The sequence below is a fragment of the Erwinia sp. JUb26 genome, assembly GCF_003751505.1.
In the GTDB taxonomy this organism is placed as follows: Bacteria; Pseudomonadota; Gammaproteobacteria; order Enterobacterales; family Enterobacteriaceae; genus Erwinia.
In genome coordinates, this window is record NZ_RJVB01000008.1 from 109,205 (window position 1) to 135,086 (window position 25,882).

Sequence of the window (25,882 nt, forward strand, 5' to 3'; positions counted from 1 at the left end):
GCTCTTCAGCGAAGCCGGTGTATCACCTGATTACTGCTGCCGCGCCACAGCAGCGCCGGATCGCGCAGCTCCCGAACATATTTCCCGTCGATCAGCACATCCACCATCGCGACGACCTCCTGCTGGCGTTCGCTCAGTTCCGCCAGCCTGTAGCCGGTCCACATCCAGATATCTTTCCCTGAGCAGTCGCGCCGCACGCGCCACAGCAGCCGCCGGACATCGACCAGATTGGCCGGATGTAGCGGATCGCCGCCCGAAAGCGACAGTCCCTGGCGCGGAATGCGGCTGTCGTTGAGATCGGCGATCAGCCGCTCCTCCATCTCAATGGTAAAAGGCGCACCGGAATTCACCCGCCAGGTGCTCTGATTATAGCAGCCGGGACACTGGTGCTCACAGCCGGAGACAAACAGCGTGCAGCGCGTGCCCGGTCCGTTAACGATATCCACCGGGTAATACTGATGAATATTCACCCCAGCTGCCCGGAGGCAAGATGCTTAACGCGTCGCTTAACCTCTTCCTGCTTGCCGGCGTTAAACGGGCGGGCATCCGGGCTGCCGAGATAGCCGCACACCCGCCGCGTGACCGAAACCCGGCTGCTGTCGTGGTTGCCGCATTTCGGGCAGGTAAAACCTTTGCTGGTGCAGTCGAACTCCCCGGTAAACCCGCACTCGTAGCACTCATCAATCGGCGTATTGGTGCCGTAGTAGGGCACGTGTTGGTAGCTGTAGTCCCAGACGTCCTCCAACGCTTTCAGGTTGTGCTGAATATTCGGGTACTCGCCGTAGCAGATAAACCCGCCGTTGGCTAAAGGTGGGTAGGCGGCCTCAAAATCGATCTTGTCGTAAGGGTTAACCTTTTTCTCAACGTCCAGATGGAAGCTGTTGGTGTAGTAGCCTTTGTCGGTCACGCCGGTGACTACGCCAAACTCGGCGGCATCAAGACGGCAAAAGCGATCGCAGAGGTTTTCACTTGGCGTACTGTACAGGCTGAAGCCGTAGCCGGTTTCGTCTTTCCAGCGCTCCACCGCCTGGCGCAGATGGCTGACAATCGCCAGCCCGGTTTCACGCAGGCGGGCGTCATCGTAAGGATGAACCGCGCCGCCGCTCAGGGCATTCAGCGTTTCATGAATGCCGATATAGCCGAGGGAAATCGACGCGCGGCCGTTTTTAAAGATACCGGCAACCGGTTCATCCGCCTGCAGCCGCACGCCGCAGGCCCCTTCCATATACAGAATCGGTGCGACACGCGCCTTGACGTTTTCCAGCCTGGCGATGCGCGTCATCAATGCCTTTTTAGCCAGCAGCAGCCGATTATCCAGCAGCGCCCAGAAGCGTTTTTCGTCGCCCTGTGCTTCCAGCGCGATGCGCGGCAGATTCAGGCTGATGACGCCGATATTGTTGCGGCCGTCGTGGATCTGCTCGCCGTTTTCTTCATACACACCGAGGAAACTGCGGCAGCCCATCGGCGTTTTAAAGGAGCCGGTGACCTCAACCACCCGGTCGTAATTGAGAATATCGGGGTACATGCGCTTGCTGGCACACTCCAGCGCCAGCTGCTTGATATCATAGTTGGCCTCGCCGGGCAGGCGGTTCAGCCCCGCCCGGATGGCGAATACCAGCTTCGGAAACACAGCTGTTTTGTGATTTTTCCCCAGCCCGGCAATACGGTTTCGCAGGATCGACTGCTGGATCAGCCGTGCAGACCAGCTTTCCCCCAGGCCAAAGCCGAAGGTGACAAACGGCGTCTGGCCGTTGGCGGTATGCAGCGTGTTGACCTCATATTCCAGCGACTGAAAGGCGTCGTAGCACTCTTTTTCCGTGCGGCTGCGCGCGTAGGCTTCGCCGTCCGCAATCTGCCAGCTCTGCGCCACCAGACGATGCTTTGCCAGGCTGGCCTCAACGTAGGGAGCCAGCACCTCATCAATACGGTTGATGGTGGTGCCGCCGTAAATATGGCTGGCGACCTGCGCAATAATCTGTGCGGTCACGGCGGTGGCGGTAGAGATCGATTTCGGCGGCTCTATCTCGGCATTACCCATTTTGAAACCGTGGGTCAGCATGCCGCGCAGATCGATCAGCATGCAGTTAAACATTGGGAAAAACGGCGAGTAGTCGAGATCGTGATAGTGGATCTCACCGCGCTCGTGGGCGGTGACCACATCGCGCGGCAGCAGATGCTGGCGGGCATAATGTTTTGCCACAATCCCCGCCAGCAGATCGCGCTGGGTTGGGATCACCTTGCTGTCCTTATTGGCGTTTTCATTCAGCAGCGCGGCGTTGCTCTGCTCAACCAGCCCGCGAATTTCATGATTCAGCCGCCCGCGCAGTTCCCGGGCGACATCGCGATCGTGGCGATACTCGATATAGCAGCGCGCCAGCTGCGGATATGACCCGGCCATCAGCCGATCCTCCACCGCCTTCTGGACCTCGGCAATATCCACCCGCTGACGATCGGCCAGTGCCGCACCGATCAGGCTGGCGACGGTGGCGCAGTAATCGTTATCCTCTACTCTCGCTGCCTGAGCGGCCGCGCGAATCGCCGCCTCAATGCGTGCGGGATCAAAAGCCACGATGCAGCCGTCCCGTTTGATGACCTCAGTTACCACCGCCACTCTCCTGTGAAATCTATATGTAGTTTGCGATGGGTATATTAAACGCTATATATAGTGCTTTGATCGACTTTAACCGAAGGTTTGTTGACCTGAAACAAAGATTACGATGTGGAGGCGCATAGTCAGTCGAGTGGATGAATTGCTACGGATGTTGACCGCAACAATCTGCTTTTACCGTGCTCTCGTGCTGTCGCAGTTGCATTCCTACCCCTGGAATTAATATTATTGCCGGTTGCCGTGGGGCGAAAGTCTCTTTGCCCGATTAAACCAGGAATAACTGCACGATGTCGTCTGTCACCTACAACGAAAATCAGGTCGTCCGCTGGCTGGGGGTACGAACCGTTGCCCGTGCGCGCGATCTGGTCGCCAGCGTGCAGAATATTCAGTGGCAGAACAGACTGCTAACCGGTGACGTGGCCGGGCGAGCGGCAGAACCTTACAGCGTAATGGTCCACTTCAGCCGTCCCCAGGGTAGGCTGCAGGCCAGCGGCGAATGCAGCTGCGCGGTCAAAAACAACTGTCGCCACGTTGCCGCGGTGATGCTGGCAAATCTGCGCCCGCGTCAGGCCGTGAATGACCAGGTGCTGAATACTATCGACGCCGATCCGGTTCCCACCCTGCAGCTGGAATCCCGGGCGAAGTTTATCAGCGGTTACGGCCACTACGGCCACCGGCAAAAGCGGCTCGACTTCGCCTCGGTCAGCTTTGACTATGCCGGCGTGCGGGTCGATGCCGGCAGCCGCGCGCAAAGCTTCAGCGATCGCAAAGGGCAGCACTATCACGTTGCGCGGCATGTTGAAGAAGAGCAGAACTGGCTGGTGCAGATCCAGAACGCCGGGCTGCAAACCATCCCGGCGGGCCATATCTATACGCCCGCGCCGCTGCCACCGGAGATCTTCGCCCCGGAAACGCCCGCCGAATGGCGCGACTTTATCAAAACCGGCCTGCCGGCCCTGCGCAGGCGCGGCTGGAAAATCCGCATGGACAGCGACTTTACCTGGAACGTCACCGAGGTGGACGCCATTGAAGGGCGCGCGGTGCAGGCGCTGGATGGCTGGTTCGATCTGGAGCTGGCGCTGAAATTGGGGCGTCAGCGCGTGCGGCTGGAGCCGCTGCTGGCGGGGCTGTTTGCCCGCGACAGGCGCTGGATGGGCGGCAGCCTGAATCTCATTCCCGATGACGAACAAATTGAACTGCGCGATGAACGCGACCGGCGTTTGCTGTTTCGCGCTGCTCAGCTCAAACCACTGGTCGGTAACCTGATCGACCTGTTTGACCGACAGGATCCGCAGCCGCTCAGGCTGGCCGCATGGGACGTCGGCCGCCTGGGGCAAAGCGATCCTCACAGCCGCTGGACCTTTGACAGCGACAGTGCGGTGCACCAGTTGGCGCAGAAGCTCAGCGGCAACGACGGCGTGCAGCCTGTCGTGCCGCCCGCGGGATTGAAAGCCACGCTGCGCGATTACCAGCTACAGGGCGTCAGCTGGATGCAGTTCCTGCGTCAGCATCAGCTGGCGGGCGTGCTGGCGGATGATATGGGGCTGGGCAAAACCATTCAGACCCTCGCGCACCTGCTGCTGGAAAAAGAGGCCGGACGCCTTGACCGCCCGGCGCTGATCGTCGTCCCGACCACGCTGGTGCATAACTGGTGCTGCGAGGCGGCGCGCTTTGCGCCCGACCTGCGCGTGCTGGCGCTGACCGGCCCGCAGCGCAAGGACTTCTTCGAACAGGTTGAGCAGTACGACGTGGTGATCACCACCTATTCCCTGCTGTGGCGCGATCAGCCGCAGCTGGTGGCGCACGCCTACCATATGCTGATCCTCGACGAGGCGCAGTACGTGAAAAACAGCGCCTCGCGTGCGGCCTCGGTGATCCGCGGGCTGAAGACTCGTCATCGCCTGTGCCTGACCGGTACGCCGCTGGAAAACCACCTCGGCGAGCTGTGGTCGCAGTTTGACTTCCTGCTGCCGGGATTCCTCGGCAGCGAGCGCGACTTTATGCAGGAATGGCGGATCCCGGTTGAACGCAACGGGGATAAGGCCCGTCGCGATCTGCTGGCGAAGCGCGTGCGGCCGTTTATGCTGCGCCGCCGCAAGCAGGAAGTGGCGAAAGAACTGCCGCCGAAAAACACCATCGTGCGCAGCGTGCCGCTGGAGGGCGCGCAGCGTGAACTGTATGACCAGGTGCGTGCGGCGATGCAGGATCGCGTGCAGCTGGCGGTACAGCAGCAGGGCGCGGGGCGCAGTCATCTGCTGGTGCTGGATGCGCTGCTGAAACTGCGGCAGATCTGCTGCGATCCGCGGCTGGTGGAGGACGCGCGGGCGGAAAAAGTGAAGCACTCCGCCAAACTGAAGCTGCTGCGCGAGATGCTCAACGATCTGCTGGCGGAAGATCGCCGTATTCTGATCTTCTCGCAGTTCACCTCGATGCTGACCCTTATTGCGGAAGAGCTGCAGCGCGCGCGCATTGATTTTGTCACCCTGACCGGCAGCACCCGCGATCGCAATGAGCCGGTGCGGCGCTTCCAGCAGGGTGAAGTGCCGGTGTTTCTGATCAGCCTGAAAGCGGGCGGCGTCGGTCTGAACCTGACGGCGGCGGATACGGTGATCCACTACGATCCCTGGTGGAACCCGGCGGCGGAAAATCAGGCCACCGACCGAGCCTATCGCCTCGGCCAGGATAAGCCGGTCTTTGTCTACAAGCTGATTGCGGCGGATACCATTGAAGAGAAGGTGGTGGCGTTACAGCAGAATAAAGCAGAACTGGCGGGGGAAATTCTGGCGGATGAACTGAGCGAACCGGCCAGCTTCAGTCAGGAAGATTTATCGCAGCTGCTGACCTGATTTCCCCGGTTGGGCTAAAGCAGGGCGGATGACAATCCGCCCGCACTTTTAGCGACGAACGGCGATCGCTTCGATCTCAATCTTCACATCTTTCGGCAGACGAGCCACTTCCACGCAGGAACGCGCCGGGAAGCTGGCCTGATGCTCGGTGAAGAAGGCTTCGTACGCGGCATTCACCGTGGTGAAGTCGTTTAGATCTTTCACAAAAACGGTGGTTTTCACAATATCACCGACTTTCAGACCGGCCGCTTCCACGATGGCCTTGACGTTTTCCAGCGACTGACGCGCCTGCGCGGTAATATCATCGGGCACGTTACCGGTTTTCGGATCTACCGGGATCTGGCCTGAAGTGATAATCATGCTGCCGAGATCGACGCCCTGAACATAGGGACCAATCGCTGCCGGGGCGTTTTCAGTACTGATTTCGCGAGACATAGTTTCTCCTGAATGTGTCTGAGGTTTGCGGGGCGACACGGTGCGCCCCAGCGATATTTACCACATCGGCTTAAACCTGCAAACAGTAATCAGTCGTTCGCCATAACCACATGGTGCGCAAACTCTTTCTCGCAGTATTTGCACTTGAGGTAGAGATTGGCATTACGCGCTTTCACCGCGAAGCTGGAATACACCGGCTCGTTGCGGCTGATGCAGTTGCTGTTCGGGCAGGTCAGCACGCGCTCGATGCGCTCCGGCAGCGTCGGAGAGCTTTTCGCCACCACGTTATAGTCATCAATGCGGTTAACCGTGGCGTGCGGCGCGTAAAGCGCCAGCTGGTTGATTTGATCGTCGGTGAGGAACGTATTCTCGATCTTGATGATATCCTTGCGGCCCATCTCGCCGGACGGCAGATTCAGGCCAATGGTAATGCGCTGGTCGGTTTCGGTCAGGCGGAACAGGGAAAGCAGCTTAAAGCCGACCTGCGCCGGGATATGGTCAATCACCGTGCCGCATTTAATCGCTTCAACCTGTAATTTATTATCGTGCGTCATCGTGTTTCTCCTGATTAGCCAGTTCGCTGTTCAGTACCAGCGCCAGCAGCGCCTGGCGTGCGTAGATACCGTTGCCTGCCTGCTGGAAGTACCAGGCATAAGGCGTGCTGTCGACGTCGGTATCGATCTCATCGATGCGCGGCAGCGGGTGCAGCACTTTCATATTGTCGCGGGCGTGAGCCAGGTCGCTGGCGCGCAGAATAAACTGGGCCTTGACGTTGGCGTACTCGGACGGATCCAGGCGCTCTTTCTGCACGCGGGTCATATACAGAATGTCCACCTGCGGCACCACCTCTTCGATATTATCGTGGCGTGTCCAGACAATGCCTTTCTCATCCAGCATATCGGTGATGTAGGCCGGCATAGCCAGCGCATCCGGCGCGATAAAGTAGAAGCGGTTGCCTTCGAACTTGGCCAGCGCCTGGGTCAGCGAGTGAACGGTACGGCCATACTTCAGATCGCCGACCATCGCCACGTTCAGATTATTCAGTCGGCCCTGCGTTTCCTGCAGGGTGAACAGATCCAAGAGGGTCTGCGTCGGATGCTGGTTCGCACCGTCACCAGCGTTCAGAATAGGAACGCCGCCGGAAAACTCGGTCGCCAGGCGCGCGGCACCCTCCTGCGGATGGCGCATCACAATCGCATCGACGTAGGTGCCAATCACCGAAATAGTATCCGCCAGCGTTTCGCCCTTTTTGCCCAGCGAGGTGTTGCTGCCGTCGGCAAAGCCGACCACGGAAGCGCCGAGGCGGTGGATCGCCGTTTCAAACGACAGGCGGGTACGAGTAGAGGCTTCAAAGAAGCAGCTGGCAATGACTTTATGTTTCAGCAGTTCCGGCTGAGGATTCGCCTTCAGGCTGGCGGCGGTGCGCAGCACCAGTTCCAGCTCTTCACGGTTGAGATCGTTAATCGAAATAATATGTTTGTGATATAGCGGATTGGCAATAGTCGCCATGTTCACTCTCCTCTACGCGCGCCGGTACTGAAAAAAGGACAAAAAAAAGCCCCTCAATGAGGGGCTTTTTTCTGATGATCGGTAGTGCAACGGAAGGAAAAACGGCACTGCCCGCCTGTATACAGACGTGGGTGAACGGTGATGTTAATAGCGTTCTGTGGCATGGTTCCTCCCGGCAAACGGGGGGCATTATACGCATTCGAAACGGCACGGCAAGTGAAAAACGCGCGCCGGGTAATCGTTTGCCTCCCGCAGGGCTACTACAGTTTCGCCAGCGTCGCGACCATTACCGCTTTGATGGTGTGCAGACGGTTTTCCGCCTGATCGAACACCACGCTGTGCGCGGATTCAAACACCTCATCGGTCACTTCCATGCCGCCGTGCAGATCGTACTGCTCGGCCATCTGCTGGCCCAGCGTGGTTTGATCGTCGTGGAAAGCGGGCAGGCAGTGCAGGAATTTCACCTGCGGATTACCGGTCAGCGCCAGCATCTCCGCATTCACCTGATAGCTGCGCAGCAGGGCAATGCGCTCTGCCCAGACTTCTTTTGGCTCGCCCATGGAAACCCAGACGTCGGTATAGATAAAGTCAGCCCCTTTTACGCCCGCCGCGATATCTTCGGTCAGGGTAATTTTTCCGCCGGTTTTCTCCGCCGCTGCGCGACACTCTTCAACCAGTTTTTCATCCGGCCAGCAGCCTTTCGGTGCTACCAGGCGCAGATCCAGGCCCACCAGCGCGGCCGCTTCCAGCATGCTATTGCCCATATTGTTGCGCGCGTCGCCAACGTAGGCGAAGGTCATTTCGCTGAAGGCTTTCTCCGGCAGATGTTCCTGCATGGTCAGCAGATCGGCCAGCAGCTGGGTCGGATGGAACTCATTAGTCAGGCCGTTCCATACCGGCACCCCCGCATGTTCAGCCAGTGATTCCACCAGCGTCTGGCCGTGGCCGCGATACTGGATGCCGTCATACATCCGACCCAGCACGCGGGCCGTGTCCTTCATCGACTCTTTATGGCCGATCTGGCTACCGCTTGGGCCCAGATAGGTGACGTTAGCGCCCTGATCGTAAGCGGCAACTTCGAAAGAGCATCGGGTACGGGTCGAGTCTTTTTCGAAGATGAGCGCAATATTCTTGCCTTTCAGATGCTGAATTTCTTCACCGTTTTTCTTATCGGTCTTAAGCGTTGAGGCCAGAGCGAGTAAACCGTTGATTTCGGCGGGGGTAAAATCCAGCAGCCTGAGGAAATGACGTTGATACAGATGACTCATAAAGCACTCCAGGTAATCTTTAATGAATTTAAATTCAATCTAACCGTATGAATATTCATTTTCAACCCCGGCGTGCAGAAACTTTTGTATAAAGGTAGTGGCGCAGAGGGCGCTGTGGGAAAATAATCAAACAAGACCCATAAATTAAGGAACGGATCATGGCTAATGAAGCATTTTTGGCAGAGCAGCGTGAAGAGACGCGGCTGATTATTGAAGAGCTGCTGGATGACGGTAGCGATCCTGATGCGCTGTATACCATTGAGCATCATTTTTCCTGTGACAGCTTCGACGCGCTGGAAAAGGCGGCGGTGGAAGCATTCAAGCTGGGCTATGAAGTGACCGAGCCGGAAGAGCTGGAGCTGGAAGACGGCACTACCGTAATGTGCTGCGATATCCTGAGCGAAGGCGCACTGAATGCCGAACTGATCGACCAGCAGGTTGAACAGCTGGTGGATCTGGTGGCGAAATTCAACGTTGACTACGACGGCTGGGGCACCTACTTCGAAGATCCTGATGCCCAGGACGAAGATGAAGACGGTGAAGATGAGGCTGACGACGAGGAAGACAACGGCGTACGTCACTAATCCTGCATAGTGCACGCCGCAGGTACTCTGCGGCGTGATGATTCTTTCCTGTCTGGTCCGAATGATGAATACCGAACACCTCCTTGCCCCCATTCACGGCTTTCTGCTTTGCCGCACCCCGCAGGCGTGGATCGACGAAGCGCGTAAACCGCAAAATCTGGCCCTGCTGCTTACCGATCACCTGGTCTGTGAGCTGAAAGCGGCACAAACCGCCATGTGGCTGATCCGTAAGTACGTGGCTGATAAAGCCAGCGGCGATGCGCTGCTGGCGTGGCTGAAGCCGTGGGAAAACTTCGTCCACAATTCGCAAAGCGATCTGACGTTTCTTGAACAGCACCGGGCGCTGTCTAAAACCATTATTACCCGAGAAGAAACACCGTACGGCGATGAGCTGGTGGATAAGATGGTGCTGCTGATTAAAGAAGAGCTGCATCATTTTTATCAGGTGCTGGAGATCATGCAGGCGCGGGGGATCCCCTATGCGAAAATTACCGCCAGCCGCTACGCCAAAGGGCTGCTGCGAGAAGTCGCTACCCACGAGCCGCAGACGCTGGTGGATAAGCTGATCTGTAGCGCCTACATCGAAGCGCGTTCCTGCGAGCGTTTTGCCAGCCTGGCCCCGTATCTTGACGATGAGCTGTCGGCTTTCTATGTCTCACTGCTGCGTTCGGAAGCGCGGCACTATCAGGATTATCTTGCCTTGGCTGAGTTGATCTCAGGGCAGGATATCAGTGCGCGTGTACGGAAGATTGGTGAAACCGAAGCCCGTTTAATCAGCGATCCGGATAGCGAGCTGCGTTTTCATAGCGGGATGCCGGATTTTTGATTGCATGCAGGGGACCGGGACCGGAGAGCGGCCTCTGCGGCTGCCGGACGGTCCTCGCGCCGCTTCGCGGTGCCTTCGGCTTCGGCTGCGGGCCTGTCGGATCGGCACAGAGCGGGCGTCCTGCCCGCGCTGCGCCTGAGCCCAGCATCCCTGCTGGTCTCTCCGGTCCCACTGCCTGCTCCTCAGCGCTGCGGATTGTCCGTCAGCCGCAGAGGCCGCTCTCCCTTCGCCTCAGGTGCCCGCTTATCCAGGTAACACAGGTTTTATTTGCCTACGGGCTGTTGGTAGATGTGTCCGTTTTTCCGGGTAACACAGACTTTATTTGCTGACGGGTTGTTTGTCGGTGTGTCCGCTTATCCAGGTTACACAGGCTTTATTTGCCGACGGGCTGTTGGTGGGTGTGTCCGTTTTTCCGGGCAACGCAGAAGTTTATCAGCGGACTGGCGGTGGCTTCGGTCGGAGCATCCGCAGCGCTGAACGGAGAGAGGAAGCCAGGATTCGCCCACACGGACGTGGGCGAAAGGCACGGCCTGGGCAGGAAGCCCAGTCTGTGGCGGTCCGACAGGCTGACGAGCGAAGAGAAGGAACCGCGGCGCGGCGCGAGGACCCGCCCGACCGAAGCCACCGCCAGTCAGCGGGGGCGCCGGCGTTCAGGCAACTCAGGCAAAGAGCATCAAATCTAAATCACCGCCAGTGAGCGGGCGCGCCAGCGTTCAGGCGACTCAGGCAAAATGCAAAAGCCTTATAACGCTTTCAGCATCGTCACTTCGCAATCTACATGTCCGGTATAGCCCATCGGGCCATCAATATGCTGGAAACCCAGATGTTCATACAGGCGAATTGCGCGCGTCAGTGACGCGGTGGTTTCCAGATAGCAACGCTTGAACCCGCGCTCGCGGCCATACTCCAGCGCCTGAAGCGCCAGGCTACGCGCCACACCAAGACCGCGCGCCTCCGCCAGGAAATACATCTTCTGCAATTCGCACACATCAGGATCGCCGCCCTGCAATGGCGCTAAACCGCCACCGCCAACTACCTTGCCTGCAACTTCCACGACCCAGTAGGCGCTGTTGTTTTCGCTGTACAGCTCATACAAACGATCCAGATTCGGGTCAGACACCGTATAGCCCTTATCCGCCGTTAAGCCAAACTCAGCAGAAACCGTGCGGATCACCGCAGCAATATGGGGATTATCAGCCAGCGTAATCGGGCGTACTTGCACAGTCAGGGTAGATTGAATCGCGGTTGTCATAAATCAGGCTCGTAGCAGTTCGGCAGCAGGTAAGTGTAATAACATTGCTGAGACGATGATGCAATGTGCGGATGAGTGTTTCCCCGGCATAACCAGGGTTAATCTTAATGATAACTATTTCATTGTTCAGCCATCAGTGCCATGCTTAAATAGCGGACAGTTGTACCGTTTAAATATTCTGACTTATTATTGAACCCTCTTATTTTCAGGAAGAAAATCTAATGGAAAACAATACTTCGTATTCTCAGCGCCATCCGGTGGTGTTCCACGGCCGCGCGGGCGAATATTTTTCAATCTGGTTAGTCAATGCATTACTGACCATGGTAACGCTGGGGATATATTCCGCCTGGGCTACCGTACGCCGCCGTCGCTATTTCTATGGTAATACTGAAATTGCCGGCGATCGTTTTGATTATCATGCGCGTCCGATCAATCTCCTTATTGGCCGCATTATTGTCTTTATTGGTCTGGTGCTGTTCTTTATTATCTCTTCGATTTCCCCGACCCTTACCCTGATTTCTATGCTGGCCTTCTTTGCGCTGATACCGTGGATTGTGATCCGCAGCTGGCGCTATAACGCGCTGATGAGCAGCTTCCGCGGCGTGCGCTTTAACTACCACTGCCGCCTGGGCCGCGCATACTGGACGATGTATCTGGCACCAGTACTGATGATTCTGGCGCTGTTGTTGGTGGTTGGCATGATCGGCGCAGCAGGTGTGACCAGCGGGAATATCAGCACCACATTGACCGTCGGCGTGATCTGCTTCGTGCTGTATCTGGTGGGGCTGGCGGCAATACAGGGGACCGTTGCCGCACTGAATCACGATCTGTATATCAATAATATGGCGTTTGGCCAGCTGTCGTTTAAAGCCGAACTGAGCAAAAAGACATTTATTAAAATGGTCTTGATCAGCTTCCTGATTATGCTGCCGTTCCTGATTGTCGGTGGCCTGCTGGTGGGTTCGCTTTTCGCTTCTATTATCTATGCCTCGGCAATGGGTGCGAGCGATCCGGAGATGCTGGGTAATATGATGGCCGGAAACGTGCTGAATATTTTCCTGACTTTCCTGGTCATTCTGTTCGGTGGCTTAGTCTCTTCCGCTTATTTAGTGGTAGCACAACGTAATTATGTTTTCGGCCAGACCCAACTGGGCGATAAGCTGCGCCTGAAATCTACGCTGTCGACGGGCGCCTTCCTGGCACTGACGCTGACCAATACGCTGATCGTGATCTTCACCCTCGGTCTGGGTGCCCCGATTGCCGAAATTCGACTGGCGCGTTATCTGGCTAACAGCACCGAGCTGGAGGGCGATATCTCGCTGGATGAAGTGATGGCTCATCACGACTCGGCCCGTACGGCAGTGGCGGAAGAGGTGGTTTCCGCCTTCGATCTCAACGCGGGAATCTGATTGTGCAGCTTAACGGCTATTATCAGTCTCCCGGACGGGCAGCTCGCGAGGCTGCCCGTCTCACATTACATGAGCGGCATCTGGTGCTGGACTGCAACGGGCAGCAGCAAATCGTCCTGCTCAACGCGATATCGGTATCCGACGCGCTGGGCTCGATTCCGCTGACGCTGACCTTTGCCGACGGTGGGCGCTTTGTGCCGGAGGACGACGCCGCCTTTCGTCAGTGGTGGCAGCAGCGCCACCGTCCGGGGCTGGTGCATCGTCTGGAGCGGCACCGTCGCGGCGTCGGTCTGACCCTGCTGGCCACGCTGGCCGCTATCGCGCTCTATGTCTGGGTGATCCTGCCTGCCGCCAGCACCGCGCTGGCGTCTAATATGCCGGCTTACGTCGAGCGGCAGGTGGGGCAGCAAACGCTGACCCTGTTGCAGAGCAGCGGCTTTAGCGATGGTAAGCTGATGCCGGAGCAGCAGCAGCGAATGGAACGCCTGTTTAGCGGTATTATTCCCGGAGAGATGAAGCAGGACGCGGTGCCGCTGCGGCTGAAGATCATGCATTTCGACGGCGGCGCGAACGCCTTTATGCTGGCGGACGGCACGCTGGTGGTCAGTGACGATCTGGTGCGCATGGCGAAAAGCGATGATGCGCTGGCGGCGGTGATGCTGCATGAAATTGGCCATCATCGTTATCGCCACCCCATGCGGATGCTGGTGCGTTCGTCGCTGATCTCGCTGAGCTACATGTGGCTGACCGGGGACGTCAGCGGGATTGGCGATACGCTGCTGCAGTCGGCGGCGTTTGTGCATCAGATGCAGTTTTCGCGCGGCATGGAGCGGGAAGCTGATGCGTACGCGATTGCGCAGATGAAGGTGCAGGGGCGTTCGCTGGCGGCGATGGCGGAGATTTATAGCCAGCTTCAGCAGTCGGGCGAGAAGGAGAGTCACGGGCTGAGTTTACCGGAATGGATGAGTACCCATCCGGATATGCCGGAGCGGATTAAGGTGATTCGAGCGGCGGAGTAGGGTCAGGTTCGACGTCTGGCTGAGTATGCGTTTGATGCCGTCTGGGATTCCTGTGTCTGGCTGGCGGGCTGTGCTCCCGTTCGGGCCGGTCCTCGCGCCGCTTCGCGGTGCCCTCACTTCGCTCGTCAGCCGGACGGACCGGCACAGACGCGCGTCCTGCGCGGCTGTGCCTTTCGCCTGCGTCCTTGCAGGCGAATCCTGGCTTCCTCTCGGCACTCAGCGCTGTGGATTGCCCGATCGAGAGCACAGCCCGCCCGCTTTGTCGTTCAGATGTAGCCTTAAAGAAAGTAAGACCCCTTTTGCGATTAAGCGGTGTTTTTAAAAGCCAGCAGGATGGATGAAGTGGGCCCGTCCCGGCGGCCAGCGGGCAATCCGCAGCGCTGAGGTGCAGGCAGCGGGACCGGAGGCGACAGCATGGATGCGGGCGCCAGGCCAGGCGCGGGCAGGACGCCCGCTCCTGGCCGGTCCGAAAGGCCGGATGCCGTAACCGAAGGCACCGTGCGAAGCTCGGCGCGAGGACCGACCGCAGGCCGCCGGGACGGGCCCACGCTCCCCAAACCTACAGCCACTTCTTAAATTTGCAGCCACTGCCTGAACTTACAGCCATTATCCATAGCTAAAGCCACCTTCAGCCCGAGAACGATCATCCTGGCTGTAAAACGCAAAAAAAAACCGCCATCAACAGACGGCGGTTTCAATCATCAGACTTGCGGAGAAAACTTACAGCGCGGCAATCACGCCCTGCTGCTCGATCAGCTTGATCTTAGCCTGCTCGAAGTCCGCCAGGCGCTCACGCTCCTTGGCGACAACCGCTTCCGGCGCACGGGCAACGAAACCTTCGTTCCCCAGCTTGGCGGTAATCTTCTCCATCTCCACGTCAATCTTGCCCACTTCCTTCGCCAGACGTTCCAGCTCGGCGGTTTTATCCACCAGCTCGGCCATCGGGATCAGCAGCTCTGCACCCTCAACCAGCTTGGTTACCGACACCGGGCCTTTATCTCCGGCAGGCAGCAGCTCCAGCTTATCCAGACGCGCCAGCGTCTTCAGGAAGTTGTGGTTTTCAGTCACGCGGCGGGCCGCCTCATCGCTGGCTCCGCGCAGCAGCACATCCAGCGGCTTGGCCGGGGAGATGTTCATCTCGTTGCGAATATTACGCACCGCGACAATCGCCTGCTTCAGCCACTCGGTATCCGCCATTGCCACGGCATCCACGTGTGCCGCGTCGAACGCCGGCATCGGCTGCAGCATGATAGTGTCGTCGCTGATGTTCTTCAGCACCTTCACGCGCTGCCAGATGGTTTCGGTGATAAATGGAATAATCGGATGCGCCAGGCGCAGCAGCGATTCCAGCACCGTGACCAGCGTATTACGCGTGCCGCGCAGCTGGGCTTCGGTACCGCCGTTCATCACCGGCTTGGCCAGCTCCAGATACCAGTCGCAGAACTGGTTCCAGGTGAACTCATACAGAATACCGGCAGCGATATCAAAGCGATAGCTGTCCAGCGCGTCGCGGTAAGCCTTCACCGTCTGGTTGAATTCAGCCAGGATCCAGCGATCTGCCAGCGACAGTTCCAGCTCGCCACCGTTAAAGCCGCAGTCGTGCTCTTCGGTGTTCATCAGTACAAAGCGGCTGGCGTTCCACAGCTTGTTACAGAAGTTGCGGTAGCCTTCCAGGCGCTTCATATCCCAGTTGATGTCGCGACCGGTCGAGGCCAGTGCCGCCAGGGTAAAGCGCAGGGCGTCGGTGCCGTGCGGTTCAATGCCGTTCGGGAACTGTTTCTCGGTGCGCTTGCGGATTTTTTCCGCCAGCTGCGGCTGCATCATGTTGCCGGTGCGTTTTTCCAGCAGATCTTCCAGCGAAATACCGTCAACCATATCCAGCGGATCGATAACGTTACCCTTCGACTTGGACATCTTCTGCCCTTCGTCGTCGCGGATCAGGCCGGTCATATACACGGTCTTGAACGGAACCTGCGGTTTGCCGTCTTCGTCTTTGATGAAGTGCATGGTCAGCATGATCATGCGCGCAATCCAGAAGAAGATAATGTCGAAGCCGCTGACCAGCACGCTGGTCGGGTGGAAGGTGCGCAGCGCTTCGGTATTCTCCGGCCAGCCGAGGGTGGAGAAGGTCCACAGGCCGGATGAGAACCAGGTATCCAGCACGTCTTCGTCCTGGGTCAGCACCACATCGTCGGCGATGTTGTTTTCCGCACGCACTTCGGCTTCGGTACGTGCCACGTAGACATTACCTTCCGCATCGTACCAGGCCGGAATACGGTGGCCCCACCACAGCTGACGGGAGATGCACCAGTCCTGGATATCACGCATCCACGAGAAGTACATGTTTTCATACTGCTTAGGTACGAACTGGATATCGCCGTTTTCTACCGCTTCTACCGCGACTTTCGCCAGCGGTGCAGTACGCACGTACCACTGGTCGGTCAGCATCGGTTCGATGACCACGCCGCCGCGATCGCCGTAAGGTACGGTCAGATCGTGAGGCTTGATTTCGTCCAGCAGGCCCAGTGCGTCAATCGCAGCCACAATGGCTTTACGCGCGGCAAAGCGCTCCAGCTTCTGGAACGCCAGCGGGATCTCGGTACCGTGGTCGTCGCACTCTTCGCCGTTGGTATCAAACACCTGAGCGGATTCGCGGATATCACCGTCGAAGGTCAGAATGTTGATCATCGGCAACTTGTGGCGGCGGCCCACTTCGTAGTCGTTGAAGTCGTGCGCCGGGGTGATTTTCACGCAGCCGGTGCCTTTTTCCATATCGGCGTGTTCGTCACCAACGATTGGAATGCGGCGGTTAACCAGCGGCAGCACAAGGAACTTGCCGATCAGATCTTTATAACGCGGATCTTCCGGGTTAACGGCCACGCCGGTATCACCGAGCACGGTTTCGGGACGGGTCGTCGCGACGACCAGATAATCTTTACCGTCGGCGGTTTTCACGCCGTCGGCCAGCGGGTAGCGCAGGTGCCACATTGATCCTTTGGATTCGCGGTTCTCCACTTCCAGATCGGAAATGGCGGTGCGCAGTTTAGGATCCCAGTTAACCAAGCGCTTGCCGCGGTAGATCAGGTTCTCTTTGTGCAGGCGAACGAAGACTTCTTTCACCGCGTTGGACAGGCCTTCATCCATGGTGAAGCGCTCGCGCTCCCAGTCAACCGAGTTGCCGAGGCGGCGCATCTGGCGGGTAATGGTGCCGCCGGATTCTTCTTTCCACTGCCAAATTTTTTCGATAAACGCGTCGCGGCCGTAATCCTGGCGGGTTTTGCCTTCTTCGGCCGCGATTTTGCGCTCAACCACCATCTGGGTGGCGATACCGGCATGGTCGGTCCCCGCCTGCCACAGGGTGTTTTTCCCCTGCATACGCTGGTAGCGGATCATGGTGTCCATAATGGTCTGCTGGAAGGCGTGACCCATATGCAAGCTACCGGTGACGTTCGGCGGCGGGATCATGATGCAGAAGCTTTCCTGGCTGGTATCGCCATTCGGTTTAAAGTAGCCCTGCTTTTCCCAGTGCTCGTAAAGCGGCTGCTCGATATCTTGCGGGTTATATGTCTTTTCCATGTTCTGCTATGTCGTTGGTGGCAAGGGCGGCGTTGCCGTATTCAAGTGGAATCCAACGCTGCGATACACTTTGTAGCGATCGCGCGCCAGCTGTTTCAAAGATGCTTCATAGGGTACGAAGTCTATCACTTCATAGAAAGCGGTGGCAAAATCTGCAAACTGCGGCAGCAGGCTGATCAGCAGATCGCGCGGCGCATTGCCTCGGCGCTGAGGCCAGGCCAGTTCGACCGGCGCGCCGTATTTCGGGCCTTCACCGGCCAGATTATGCGGCACAAAGGCGCTGGCCGGGCGCTGCCACAGCGCTTCATCCAGCCGGATAGCCTGCGCTTCGTCTTCACAGGCTATCAGCACGCGTTTGCCGTCACGCCAGCGGGCCTCCGCCAGATCGCAGACCAGCGCTTCCTGCGCGCTCAGCCCGCCGACCGGCGTATCGGTTTCCAGCAGATAGAACGTTGCGTTTTTCATGCCTCTGGCCTGGTTGGAGAAAAAACAGCAACGGCGGATCGGAGTCCGCCATTGCAGGGTTATCTTATCAGCAGCGGGCGAAAGGTGCATCCGCCCGGGCGGGAAGCGTTCAGGCCTCCCGCACGATGCTGTTAATCGTCGCCGTTCAGACCGGCGCGGTTAAGCAGGAACTGAGACAGCAGCGCAACGGGGCGACCGGTCGCGCCTTTCGCCTTGCCGGAGCGCCAGGCGGTACCGGCAACGTCGAGGTGCGCCCAGTTGTACTTACGGGCAAAGCGCGCCAGGAAGCAGGCGGCGGTAATCGCACCGCCGGGACGGCCCCCAATGTTTGCCATATCGGCAAAGTTGGAGTCCAGCTGCTCCTGATACTCGTCGGCCATCGGCAGGCGCCACGCGCGGTCACCGGCCTGTTCAGACGCACCGATCAGCTCGTGCGCCAGCGGATTGTGGTTCGACAGCAGGCCGCTGATATGGTGGCCCAGCGCAATCACGCAGGCCCCGGTCAGCGTGGCCACGTCGATCACCACTTCCGGCTCGAAGCGCTCCACGTAGGTCAACGCGTCGCACAGCACCAGACGGCCTTCGGCATCGGTATTCAGCACTTCAACCGTCTGGCCGGACATGGTGGTCAGCACGTCGCCCGGACGATAGGCACGACCACCGGGCATGTTTTCACAGCCCGCCAGCACGCCCACCACGTTCAGCGGCAGGTTCAGCTCGGCGACCATGCGCATCACGCCGTACACCGACGCCGCGCCGCACATATCGTACTTCATTTCGTCCATTGCTTCGCCCGGCTTCAGCGAGATGCCGCCGGTATCGAAGGTCACGCCTTTACCGACCAGCACAATCGGGCGCGCTTCCGCATCCGGGTTGCCTTTGTACTCAATCACCGACATCAGCGATTCATTCTGCGAACCGGCACCGACGGCGAGATAGGCATTCATCCCCAGCTCTTTCATCTGCTGTTCGCCGATGACGCGGGTGGTGATGTTTTTGCTGTAGGCGTCGGCCAGCTGACGCGCCTGTGAAGCCAGGTAGGCGGCGTTACAGATATTCGGTGGCATATTGCCGAGGTCTTTCGCCGCCTTCACGCCGGCGGCAACCGCCAGTCCGTGCTGGATCGCGCGCTCGCCGCTGGTCAGCTCGCGGCGGGTTGGCACATTGAATACCAGCTTGCGCAGCGGGCGACGTGGCTCAACCTTGTTGCTTTTCAGCTGATCGAAGCTGTAGAGCGTCTCTTTTGAGGTTTCAACCGCCTGGCGCACTTTCCAGTAGGTATTCCGGCCTTTAACGTGCAGCTCGGTAAGGAAGCAGACGGCCTCCATTGAACCGGTGTCGTTCAGGGTGTTGATAGTTTTCTGAATGACCTGCTTGTACTGGCGCTCGTCCAGCTCTCGCTCTTTGCCACAGCCAATCAGCAAAATACGCTCAGAGAGAATGTTTGGCACATGGTGCAGCAGCAATGTCTGCCCCACTTTCCCTTCCAGTTCACCACGGCGCAGCAGGGCGCTGATGTAGCCATCGCTGATTTTATCCAGCTGTTCAGCAATCGGTGACAGCCGGCGCGGTTCAAATACGCCCACTACAATACAGGCACTGCGCTGTTTTTCCGGGCTACCGCTTTTTACACTGAACTCCATGCACTCTCCTGAATCTTAAAGACAACGGCGCTTGCTGCGGCTAGTATATGTCGCTTCCGTAACGGAAAGTGTCGTTGCGTAAACGTCGTTTAGTCACGAACGTCAGATTGAGTTTCGGTGATAATTTTTTGTTTTTTCATCACCAGAACGCGATTTATTGCCATACTATTTTAGCTATGACAGGGCCATTGATGAGAAAAAATGGCGTATAAGCGATGAAACTAGCGATTTTCCTGCAAAAAGACAAGTTTTCACAGGCGTATTCAGCGTGATCATCATTAGATATCTGGTTCGGGAAATGCTCAAAAGCCAGCTGGCTATCCTGTTCATCCTGCTGCTGATCTTCTTTTGCCAGAAGTTAGTCAGGATTTTAGGAGCCGCGGTTGATGGCGAAATTCCAACAAATTTAGTACTGACATTATTGGGCCTTGGCGTGCCGGAGATGGCGCAGCTTATCCTGCCGTTGAGCCTGTTTTTAGCCATTTTGATGACGCTTGGCCGGTTATACACCGAGAGTGAAATCACCGTGATGCACGCCTGTGGTTTGGGCAAAAACGTGCTGGTCAAAGCGGCGATGGTGCTGATGCTGTTTACTGCGCTACTGGCGGCGGTAAACGTCGGCTGGCTTGGCCCCTGGTCATCGCGCCATCAGAGCGAAGTGATGCAGAACGCCAAGGCCAACCCCGGCGCGGCAGCGCTGGCGGCGGGCCAGTTCCAGCAGTCCTCTGACGGCCAGTCGGTGCTGTTTATTGAAAACGTGAAGGGCAACACCTTTGACAGCGTTTTCCTCGCACAGCTGCGGCCGAAAGGCAATGCCCGCCCGTCCGTGGTGGTGGCCGATCACGGCCATATGAATCAGCGCGCCGACGGTTCTCAGGTGGTGACGCTGGATAACGGTACCCGCTTTGAGGGCACCGCGCTGCTGCGTGATTTCCGCATTACCGATTTTAAAAACTATCAGGCTATCGTCGGGCATCAGACCGTCACGCTGGACCCGAACGATTCTGAACAGGCGTCGCTGTTAGCCCTGTGGCAGTCGGATAAACCTGATTTCCGCAGCGAACTGCACTGGCGTCTGACGCTGATCTTCTCGGTGCTGGTGATGGCGCTGATGGTGGTGCCGCTCAGCGTGGTCAACCCGCGTCAGGGACGCGTGCTGTCGATGCTGCCTGCGATGCTGCTGTATCTGGTGTTCTTCCTGCTGCAAAGCTCCCTGCGCTCCAGCGGCGGCAAGGGCCGCATTGACCCGGCCGTCTGGATGTGGGCGGTTAACCTGGGCTATCTGGGCCTGGCGGTGCTGCTGAATATGTGGGATACGGTGCCGATGCGTCGTCTGCGCGCGCGGTTCAACAAGAGAGGCACAGTCTGATGTTTGGCGTTCTTGACCGCTATATCGGTAAAACGATATTTAACACCATCATGGCGACGCTGTTTATGCTGGTGTCGCTCTCCGGCATCATCAAATTTGTCGATCAGCTGCGCAAAACCGGGCAGGGCGAATACACCGCCGCCGGGGCCTGGCTGTATACCGTGCTGAGCGTGCCAAAAGATATCGAGATCTTCTTCCCGATGGCGGCGCTGCTCGGCGCGCTGCTCGGCCTCGGTACGCTGGCACAGCGCAGCGAACTGGTGGTGATGCAGGCCTCCGGCTTTACCCGCCTGCAGATTGCCGCCTCGGTGATGAAAACGGCGATCCCGCTGGTGTTGCTGACTATGGCCATCGGTGAATTTGTTGCGCCGCAGGGCGAGCAGATGGCGCGTAACTACCGCGCTCAGCAGCTGGTGGGCGGCTCGCTGCTCTCCACGCAGGGCGGGCTGTGGGCGAAAGACGGCGATAACTTTATTTTTATCGAGCGCATTCGCGATGACAACCAGCTGGCCGGGATCAGTATTTACAGCTTTAACCATGACCGTCGGCTACAGTCGGTGCGTTATGCGGCTTCGGCCAAATACAACGCCGAGAAAAAGGTGTGGGAGCTGGCGCAGGTTGACCAGTCGGACCTGACCGATCCTGAACAGGTCAAGGGCAGCCAGACGCTGAGCGGCGAGTGGAAAACCTCGCTGACGCCGGACAAGCTGGGCGTGGTAGCGCTGGACCCGGAAGCGCTGTCGATTCGCGGGCTATATAACTACACCAAATACCTTGAGCAGAGCGGGCAGACGCCCGGCCGCTATCAGCTGAATATGTGGAGCAAAATCTTCCAGCCGCTGTCGGTGGCGGTGATGATGCTGATGGCGCTGTCGTTTATCTTCGGCCCGCTGCGCAGCGTGTCGATGGGCTTCCGCGTGGTGGTGGGGATCAGCTTCGGCTTCCTGTTCTACGTGCTGGACCAGATTTTTGGCCCGCTGAGCCTGGTTTACCATATTCCTCCGCTGCTGGGTGCGCTGCTGCCGAGTGCCGCGTTCTTCGCCCTCAGCGTGTTCCTGCTGCTCAAACGAAGGTAGTGCTGGCATAACAGGATGTCGCGTGATGAAGAAGGTAAGCGCGATGTCTTAGCCTGAGCGATGGTCTGTGGCGAAAGCCATACCGGAACGCACAGCGGGCGGGGGTAGCTGTAATCAAGATCCTGCCATCGTTGTTACCAGGAAGGGCCGGTTTGTCCGGCCCTTCTTGTTTACTGACTGCGCCAGTTCCAGTTCCAGTTCCAGTTCCAGTTCCAGTTCCGGTTCCAGTCCCAGTTCCAGTTGCAGCTTCCGGTCTCGGCCCCTGTTCCAGCCCCAGCCCTGGCTCCTGTTCCTGTTCCAGTCTCAGCCCTGTTATTTCTGCCGAATCTGCTGATTAATTGCCGCAATCATCCGCTCCAGGTTTTGCATTGCCCGCACGCCATCTTCAATGGTCGGCGCCTGGCTGCTTTCGCCCTTCATCCCGCGGAACACATCGCGCAGCAGCGCGTGGTAACCCTTATGATCCTCATTGGCGGCGGCGGTAAAGTTCGGCGTCCAGCACAGGGTATCGCTGGCGTTATCCAGCCGCGCCAGCTCATCCTCGGCCTTGAACGGCGGGTCGCGATGCCAGGCGACGTTAATTACGTTGTCCACCTCAATCCGCTGGTGGTTGCCCATCACGGTGATGTTCTCCATCGGCGTGCCGCGCGACTGCACGGTGCCCATCACCAGCGTACCGATCGCGCCGTTGGCAAACGCCATATTCAGATGCGCCAGCAGGTGGCCGGGGCGATGCTCGAGCGCTCTGGCCTGCAAATCGACGATTTCCGCGCCGACCAGCCACGGCATCAGATCCATATAATGCACGCAGTGATGCAGGTAGAAGCTGGTGTAGTCCACTGCCCCGCTGAAGTAGCCCGGCGCGGTCATATAGTTGCCCTGGAAGCCGAGCACATCGCCGAAGTCGCCGCTGCGCAGCACGTTTCCGGCGATCTTGTTGCCGGTAGAATAGCGCTTCATAAAGCCGACATAAGCGGCCACGCCGGTTCTGCGGGAGGCGGCGGCAATCGCCTGTGCCCCCTCGGTGCTGCCGCCCGGCGGCTTCTCAATAAACACCGGCAGCCCGCGCTTCAGCGCCGCAATGGCAAACTCCTCGTGCTGCTGCGGCCCTACCGCCATGCCGATGGCATCCAGCCCCGGGTGCGCCAGCAGCTGTTGAAAATCGCTGTACACCGCCGAGACGCCGTAGTGCCGGGCCACGTCCTGTGCGGCCTGCGGATTCAGGTCGCAGACCGCGCCCAGGGTGACGTTATTCGGTGCCAGCTGCGGCAGCAGCATCTGCGTTGCGTGTCGGCCACAACCGACCCAGCCAATGGTTAAACTCATCCGGCCACTCCTGCAAAGGTTAAAGAGGATTTCACCAGCGCCAGTCCGGCGCGTAATTTTTCTGATTCATCTTCATGCGGCGCGCGCCAGTGGGCGATCGGCAGACCCACCCGCCAGTCGTCGCGGCGGAACGGCTCCAGCGACACCGGGCCGCGATAGTCGACGTCGTGCAGGGCGCGCATCACCTCGGCCCAGTTCACATGGCCGGTGCCGGGGAAGCCGCGATGGTTTTCATTGGCCTGGAAGTGAACGATGCGTGAACCGGCGGCGCGGATCGCGCCCGGCAGGCTGCTCTCTTCCATATTCATATGGAAGGTATCCAGCAGCAGCCCCAGCGCCGGATGGTCAACGGCATCCACCACCTCAATTCCCTGCGCCACGGAGCAGACGATATCGGTTTCAAAACGGTTCAGCGGCTCCAGCGCCAGCGCTATGTCGCCGTCGGCTGCCTGCGGAGCGACCTGGCGCAGGGCGCTGACGGTGGCCTCAAGGCGACGGGCAATCTGCGCATCATCCGCCGGCGTGGGCGCACGCCCGGCAAACACCAGCGGTTCACCGTACAGCGGGCCGCCAACGATAGTGGCTCCCAGCTGCGCGGCGCTGTCGATACAGTAGCGCAGGTAGTCGATACCGCCCTGGCGCGCGGCGGCGTTTTCACTGGCGATGCTGCGCTGCATATTGACCCTGGCCGCCAGCACCACGCCCAGCCCGCTGTCGGCCAGCGCCTGACGCACCTCGTGCAGATTGAGCTGGTCTTCCGGCTCGGGAACCAGCAGCTCGATAAAATCGAAGCCCAGCTCGCGGATATGGCTGAACAGCGACAGATCCTTGCTTAAAAACGGACGAACAAACTGCATTGAGATAATGCCAACCGGGTTATTCATTACATCCTCCTGCGCCGTCAGCCTTTGACGGCGCCTTGTGTCATGCCACTGATTAAACGTTTTTGTACGATAAGGAACAGGACGGTCGCGGGCAGGGCGCCGATAATGCCGCCCGCGCTGAGCAGTCCCCATTCGATCTGGTATTCGCCGATCAGCTTCTGAATGGCGACGGTAATGGTTTTGACGTTGCGCCCGCCGAGGGTCAGCGCGTAGAGATACTCGTTCCAGGCGGTGATAAAGATGTAAATGCCGGTGGCGATCACGCCCGGCGTGCAGAGCGGCAGCACCACTTTCCACATCGCCTGCAGGCGGCTGCAGCCGTCGGTCATCGCCGCTTCATCCACCGATTTGGGAATGCCGTTGATGTAGCTGGTCATCATCCAGATGGAGAACGGAATGGCGACGGTAGAGTTAGCGATAATCAGCCCCAGATGCGAGTCCAGCAGGCCGATCTGTTTCATCAGCACAAACAGCGGCAGGATTAGCAGCACCACCGGGAACATATTGATCACCAGGAACTGCATCAGCAGCACCCGCTTGCCGCGAAAGTTAAAGCGCGAGAAAGCATACGCCGCCGGGATACTCAGCAGCAGGCCGAGCACCACGGTGCCGCCCGCCACGATGGCGCTGTGCATCATGTTTTCCAGAAAACCGACGCGGGCAAACAGGTTGGTAAAGTTCTCGAACGTCGGATGGCTGATGCCGGGTCCGGTGGTAAACAGCCGCTCTTTCGGCGTGATGGCGGTGAAAAACATCCAGATATAGGGGCCAAGCGTGAACGCGAGGATCGCCAGCATCGGCAGATGTATCGTCAGCAGGCGCTTCGGCAGGGATTTGTTAATGACCATTATGCAACCCTCCGCATGGTGCGGCGCAGGTAGATCACCACCAGAACCAGCAGCATCAGGGTGAAGCTGACCGCCAGCGCGGAGCCGTAGCCGAAGTCCAGGTTGGTGCGCGCTTTGATAAACGAGTAGAGCGGCAGGGTATAGGTGGCATAGCCGGGGCCGCCGCCGGTCATCACGAAGATCACATCGATCGAGTTGGCCACCCAGATAATGCGCAGCAGTACGGCGGTCAGCAGCACGCCGGAGATCCCCGGCAGGGTGATATGCCAGAACTGCTTCCAGCGCCCGGCCCCGTCCAGCGAGGCGGCTTCATAATAGCTTTGCGGGATCGACTGCAGCGCGGCGAGGATCATCACCGTAAAGAACGGGAAGCCCTGCCAGGTCAGCGTCAGGATCACCGCATAGAGCGCGGTATCCGGGTTTGACAGCCAGCCGATCGAGGTGGTGATCAGCTTCATGCGCAGCAGGAAGTCGTTCAGCACGCCGTAGTTCGGATCGTAGATCCACGCCCACATCAGCGCGATCACCACGCTGGGCAGCGCCCACGGTATGATGATCAGCGCACGGGCCAGCGGCCGCCAGAAAAACTGCTGGTTAAGCAGCAGCGCGGTAACCAGCCCCAGCAGCAGCTGAGCGGGAATGGTCACGCCGATCCAGATCGCCGTGTGTTTCAGCGAGGTCCAGAACACCTCGTCGGCAAACATCTTGTACCAGTTATTCAGGCCGCTGAAGGTAAAGGCCTTCGGCTTCCACAGCACGTAGTCATGAAAGCTCATCCACGTGGCCTGCACCATCGGCAGGAAGACAATCGCCAGCGTCACCAGCACCGCCGGAGAGAGCAGCGCATAGGGCAGCACGCGTCGCGCCAGCCCGGTACGGCGCAGCCGGGGCGGGGCGAGAGAATTTTCCATCACCATAATCACACCTCAAAGTGGCGGT

At 58.6% G+C, this 25,882-nt stretch carries 21 protein-coding genes; 7 read left to right on the forward strand and 14 right to left on the reverse strand.

The annotated features are described in order from the left end of the window. Positions 1 to 5: 5 nt before the first annotated feature. Positions 6 to 470, reverse strand: a complete 465-nt coding sequence (gene nrdG / locus EC836_RS19445; RefSeq protein WP_123336170.1) for an anaerobic ribonucleoside-triphosphate reductase-activating protein — start codon at positions 468 to 470, stop codon at positions 6 to 8. Continuing rightward, entirely contained in the window at positions 467 to 2,605 is a 2,139-nt protein-coding gene (gene nrdD, locus EC836_RS19450) for an anaerobic ribonucleoside-triphosphate reductase (protein ID WP_123336172.1), read from the reverse strand. Before nrdD ends, nrdG begins: the two co-directional genes overlap by 4 nt. Before the next feature lie 290 nt (positions 2,606 to 2,895). Between nrdD and EC836_RS19455 the strand changes: the two genes are divergently transcribed. Next, a complete protein-coding gene (locus EC836_RS19455; RefSeq protein WP_123336174.1) occupies positions 2,896 to 5,454 on the forward strand; it encodes a DEAD/DEAH box helicase in 2,559 nt (852 codons plus the stop codon). A gap of 48 nt (positions 5,455 to 5,502) precedes the next feature. Here the strand turns inward: EC836_RS19455 and ridA are convergent, their stop codons facing one another. From ridA to argF, 4 genes are all read right to left on the reverse strand, one after another. Further along, positions 5,503 to 5,889, reverse strand: coding sequence for a 2-iminobutanoate/2-iminopropanoate deaminase (ridA, locus tag EC836_RS19460; RefSeq protein WP_123336176.1), 387 nt, complete (start codon positions 5,887 to 5,889; stop codon positions 5,503 to 5,505). Positions 5,890 to 5,978: 89 nt separating this feature from the next. Beyond that, entirely contained in the window at positions 5,979 to 6,443 is a 465-nt protein-coding gene (pyrI, locus tag EC836_RS19465; protein ID WP_123336178.1) for an aspartate carbamoyltransferase regulatory subunit, read from the reverse strand. Continuing rightward, entirely contained in the window at positions 6,430 to 7,389 is a 960-nt protein-coding gene (gene pyrB / locus EC836_RS19470) for an aspartate carbamoyltransferase (protein WP_123336480.1), read from the reverse strand. The genes pyrI and pyrB overlap by 14 nt, the downstream gene beginning before the upstream one ends. A 269-nt stretch (positions 7,390 to 7,658) precedes the next feature. Then, positions 7,659 to 8,666, reverse strand: a complete 1,008-nt coding sequence (argF, locus tag EC836_RS19480) for an ornithine carbamoyltransferase (protein ID WP_123336182.1) — start codon at positions 8,664 to 8,666, stop codon at positions 7,659 to 7,661. 158 nt (positions 8,667 to 8,824) lie between these two features. On the opposite strand from argF, the gene rraB reads away from it, so the two are divergent. Together rraB and miaE are read left to right on the forward strand one after the other, a co-directional pair. Next, positions 8,825 to 9,250: a ribonuclease E inhibitor RraB gene (gene rraB, locus EC836_RS19485; protein WP_123336184.1), complete on the forward strand. Its 426-nt coding sequence runs from the start codon at positions 8,825 to 8,827 to the stop codon at positions 9,248 to 9,250. A 64-nt stretch (positions 9,251 to 9,314) separates the two neighbouring features. Further along, the gene (miaE, locus tag EC836_RS19490) at positions 9,315 to 10,076 is read left to right on the forward strand and encodes a tRNA isopentenyl-2-thiomethyl-A-37 hydroxylase MiaE (RefSeq protein ID WP_123336482.1); all 762 of its coding nucleotides are present in this window, start codon (positions 9,315 to 9,317) and stop codon (positions 10,074 to 10,076) included. Between the two features lie 742 nt (positions 10,077 to 10,818). On the opposite strand, the gene EC836_RS19495 is transcribed toward miaE, so the two are convergent. After that, positions 10,819 to 11,328, reverse strand: a complete 510-nt coding sequence (locus tag EC836_RS19495) for a GNAT family N-acetyltransferase (RefSeq protein WP_123336187.1) — start codon at positions 11,326 to 11,328, stop codon at positions 10,819 to 10,821. A gap of 221 nt (positions 11,329 to 11,549) precedes the next feature. Here EC836_RS19495 and EC836_RS19500 point away from each other — a divergent pair, with 221 nt between their 5' ends. Next, on the forward strand, positions 11,550 to 12,737 hold the full coding sequence (locus EC836_RS19500; RefSeq protein ID WP_123336189.1) for a YjgN family protein: 1,188 nt from the start codon (positions 11,550 to 11,552) through the stop codon (positions 12,735 to 12,737). Between the two features lie 2 nt (positions 12,738 to 12,739). Continuing rightward, entirely contained in the window at positions 12,740 to 13,756 is a 1,017-nt protein-coding gene (locus tag EC836_RS19505) for a M48 family metallopeptidase (RefSeq protein WP_123336191.1), read from the forward strand. A gap of 720 nt (positions 13,757 to 14,476) precedes the next feature. Here EC836_RS19505 and EC836_RS19510 read toward each other — a convergent pair. The 3 genes from EC836_RS19510 to pepA all read right to left on the reverse strand — a co-directional run bounded on the left by EC836_RS19510 (position 14,477) and on the right by pepA (position 19,440). Continuing rightward, positions 14,477 to 17,332 (reverse strand): valine--tRNA ligase, encoded by a 2,856-nt coding sequence (locus tag EC836_RS19510; protein ID WP_123336194.1) that lies wholly within the window; start codon positions 17,330 to 17,332, stop codon positions 14,477 to 14,479. Positions 17,333 to 17,338: 6 nt separating this feature from the next. Next, positions 17,339 to 17,797 carry a DNA polymerase III subunit chi gene (locus tag EC836_RS19515; protein WP_123336196.1) on the reverse strand — a complete coding sequence of 153 codons (459 nt, stop codon included), beginning with the start codon at positions 17,795 to 17,797 and terminating at the stop codon, positions 17,339 to 17,341. A gap of 131 nt (positions 17,798 to 17,928) precedes the next feature. Then, the gene (gene pepA / locus EC836_RS19520) at positions 17,929 to 19,440 is read right to left on the reverse strand and encodes a leucyl aminopeptidase (protein ID WP_123336198.1); all 1,512 of its coding nucleotides are present in this window, start codon (positions 19,438 to 19,440) and stop codon (positions 17,929 to 17,931) included. Between the two features lie 268 nt (positions 19,441 to 19,708). Between pepA and lptF the strand changes: the two genes are divergently transcribed. After that, positions 19,709 to 20,809, forward strand: coding sequence for an LPS export ABC transporter permease LptF (gene lptF, locus EC836_RS19525; protein WP_123336200.1), 1,101 nt, complete (start codon positions 19,709 to 19,711; stop codon positions 20,807 to 20,809). After that, positions 20,809 to 21,885, forward strand: coding sequence for an LPS export ABC transporter permease LptG (gene lptG, locus EC836_RS19530; protein ID WP_123336202.1), 1,077 nt, complete (start codon positions 20,809 to 20,811; stop codon positions 21,883 to 21,885). Before lptF ends, lptG begins: the two co-directional genes overlap by 1 nt. Positions 21,886 to 22,197: 312 nt before the next feature. On the opposite strand, the gene EC836_RS19540 is transcribed toward lptG, so the two are convergent. From EC836_RS19540 to EC836_RS19555, 4 genes are read right to left on the reverse strand one after another with little or no spacing between them, the layout of a single operon-like run. Then, complete coding sequence (locus EC836_RS19540; RefSeq protein ID WP_123336206.1) at positions 22,198 to 23,211, reverse strand: Gfo/Idh/MocA family protein; 1,014 nt, start codon at positions 23,209 to 23,211, stop codon at positions 22,198 to 22,200. Next, a complete protein-coding gene (locus EC836_RS19545; RefSeq protein WP_123336208.1) occupies positions 23,208 to 24,095 on the reverse strand; it encodes a sugar phosphate isomerase/epimerase in 888 nt (295 codons plus the stop codon). The genes EC836_RS19540 and EC836_RS19545 overlap by 4 nt, the downstream gene beginning before the upstream one ends. 17 nt (positions 24,096 to 24,112) lie before the next feature. After that, positions 24,113 to 24,943: a carbohydrate ABC transporter permease gene (locus EC836_RS19550; protein WP_199735242.1), complete on the reverse strand. Its 831-nt coding sequence runs from the start codon at positions 24,941 to 24,943 to the stop codon at positions 24,113 to 24,115. After that, positions 24,943 to 25,860 (reverse strand): carbohydrate ABC transporter permease, encoded by a 918-nt coding sequence (locus tag EC836_RS19555; RefSeq protein ID WP_199735243.1) that lies wholly within the window; start codon positions 25,858 to 25,860, stop codon positions 24,943 to 24,945. Before EC836_RS19555 ends, EC836_RS19550 begins: the two co-directional genes overlap by 1 nt. Positions 25,861 to 25,882: the final 22 nt, after the last annotated feature.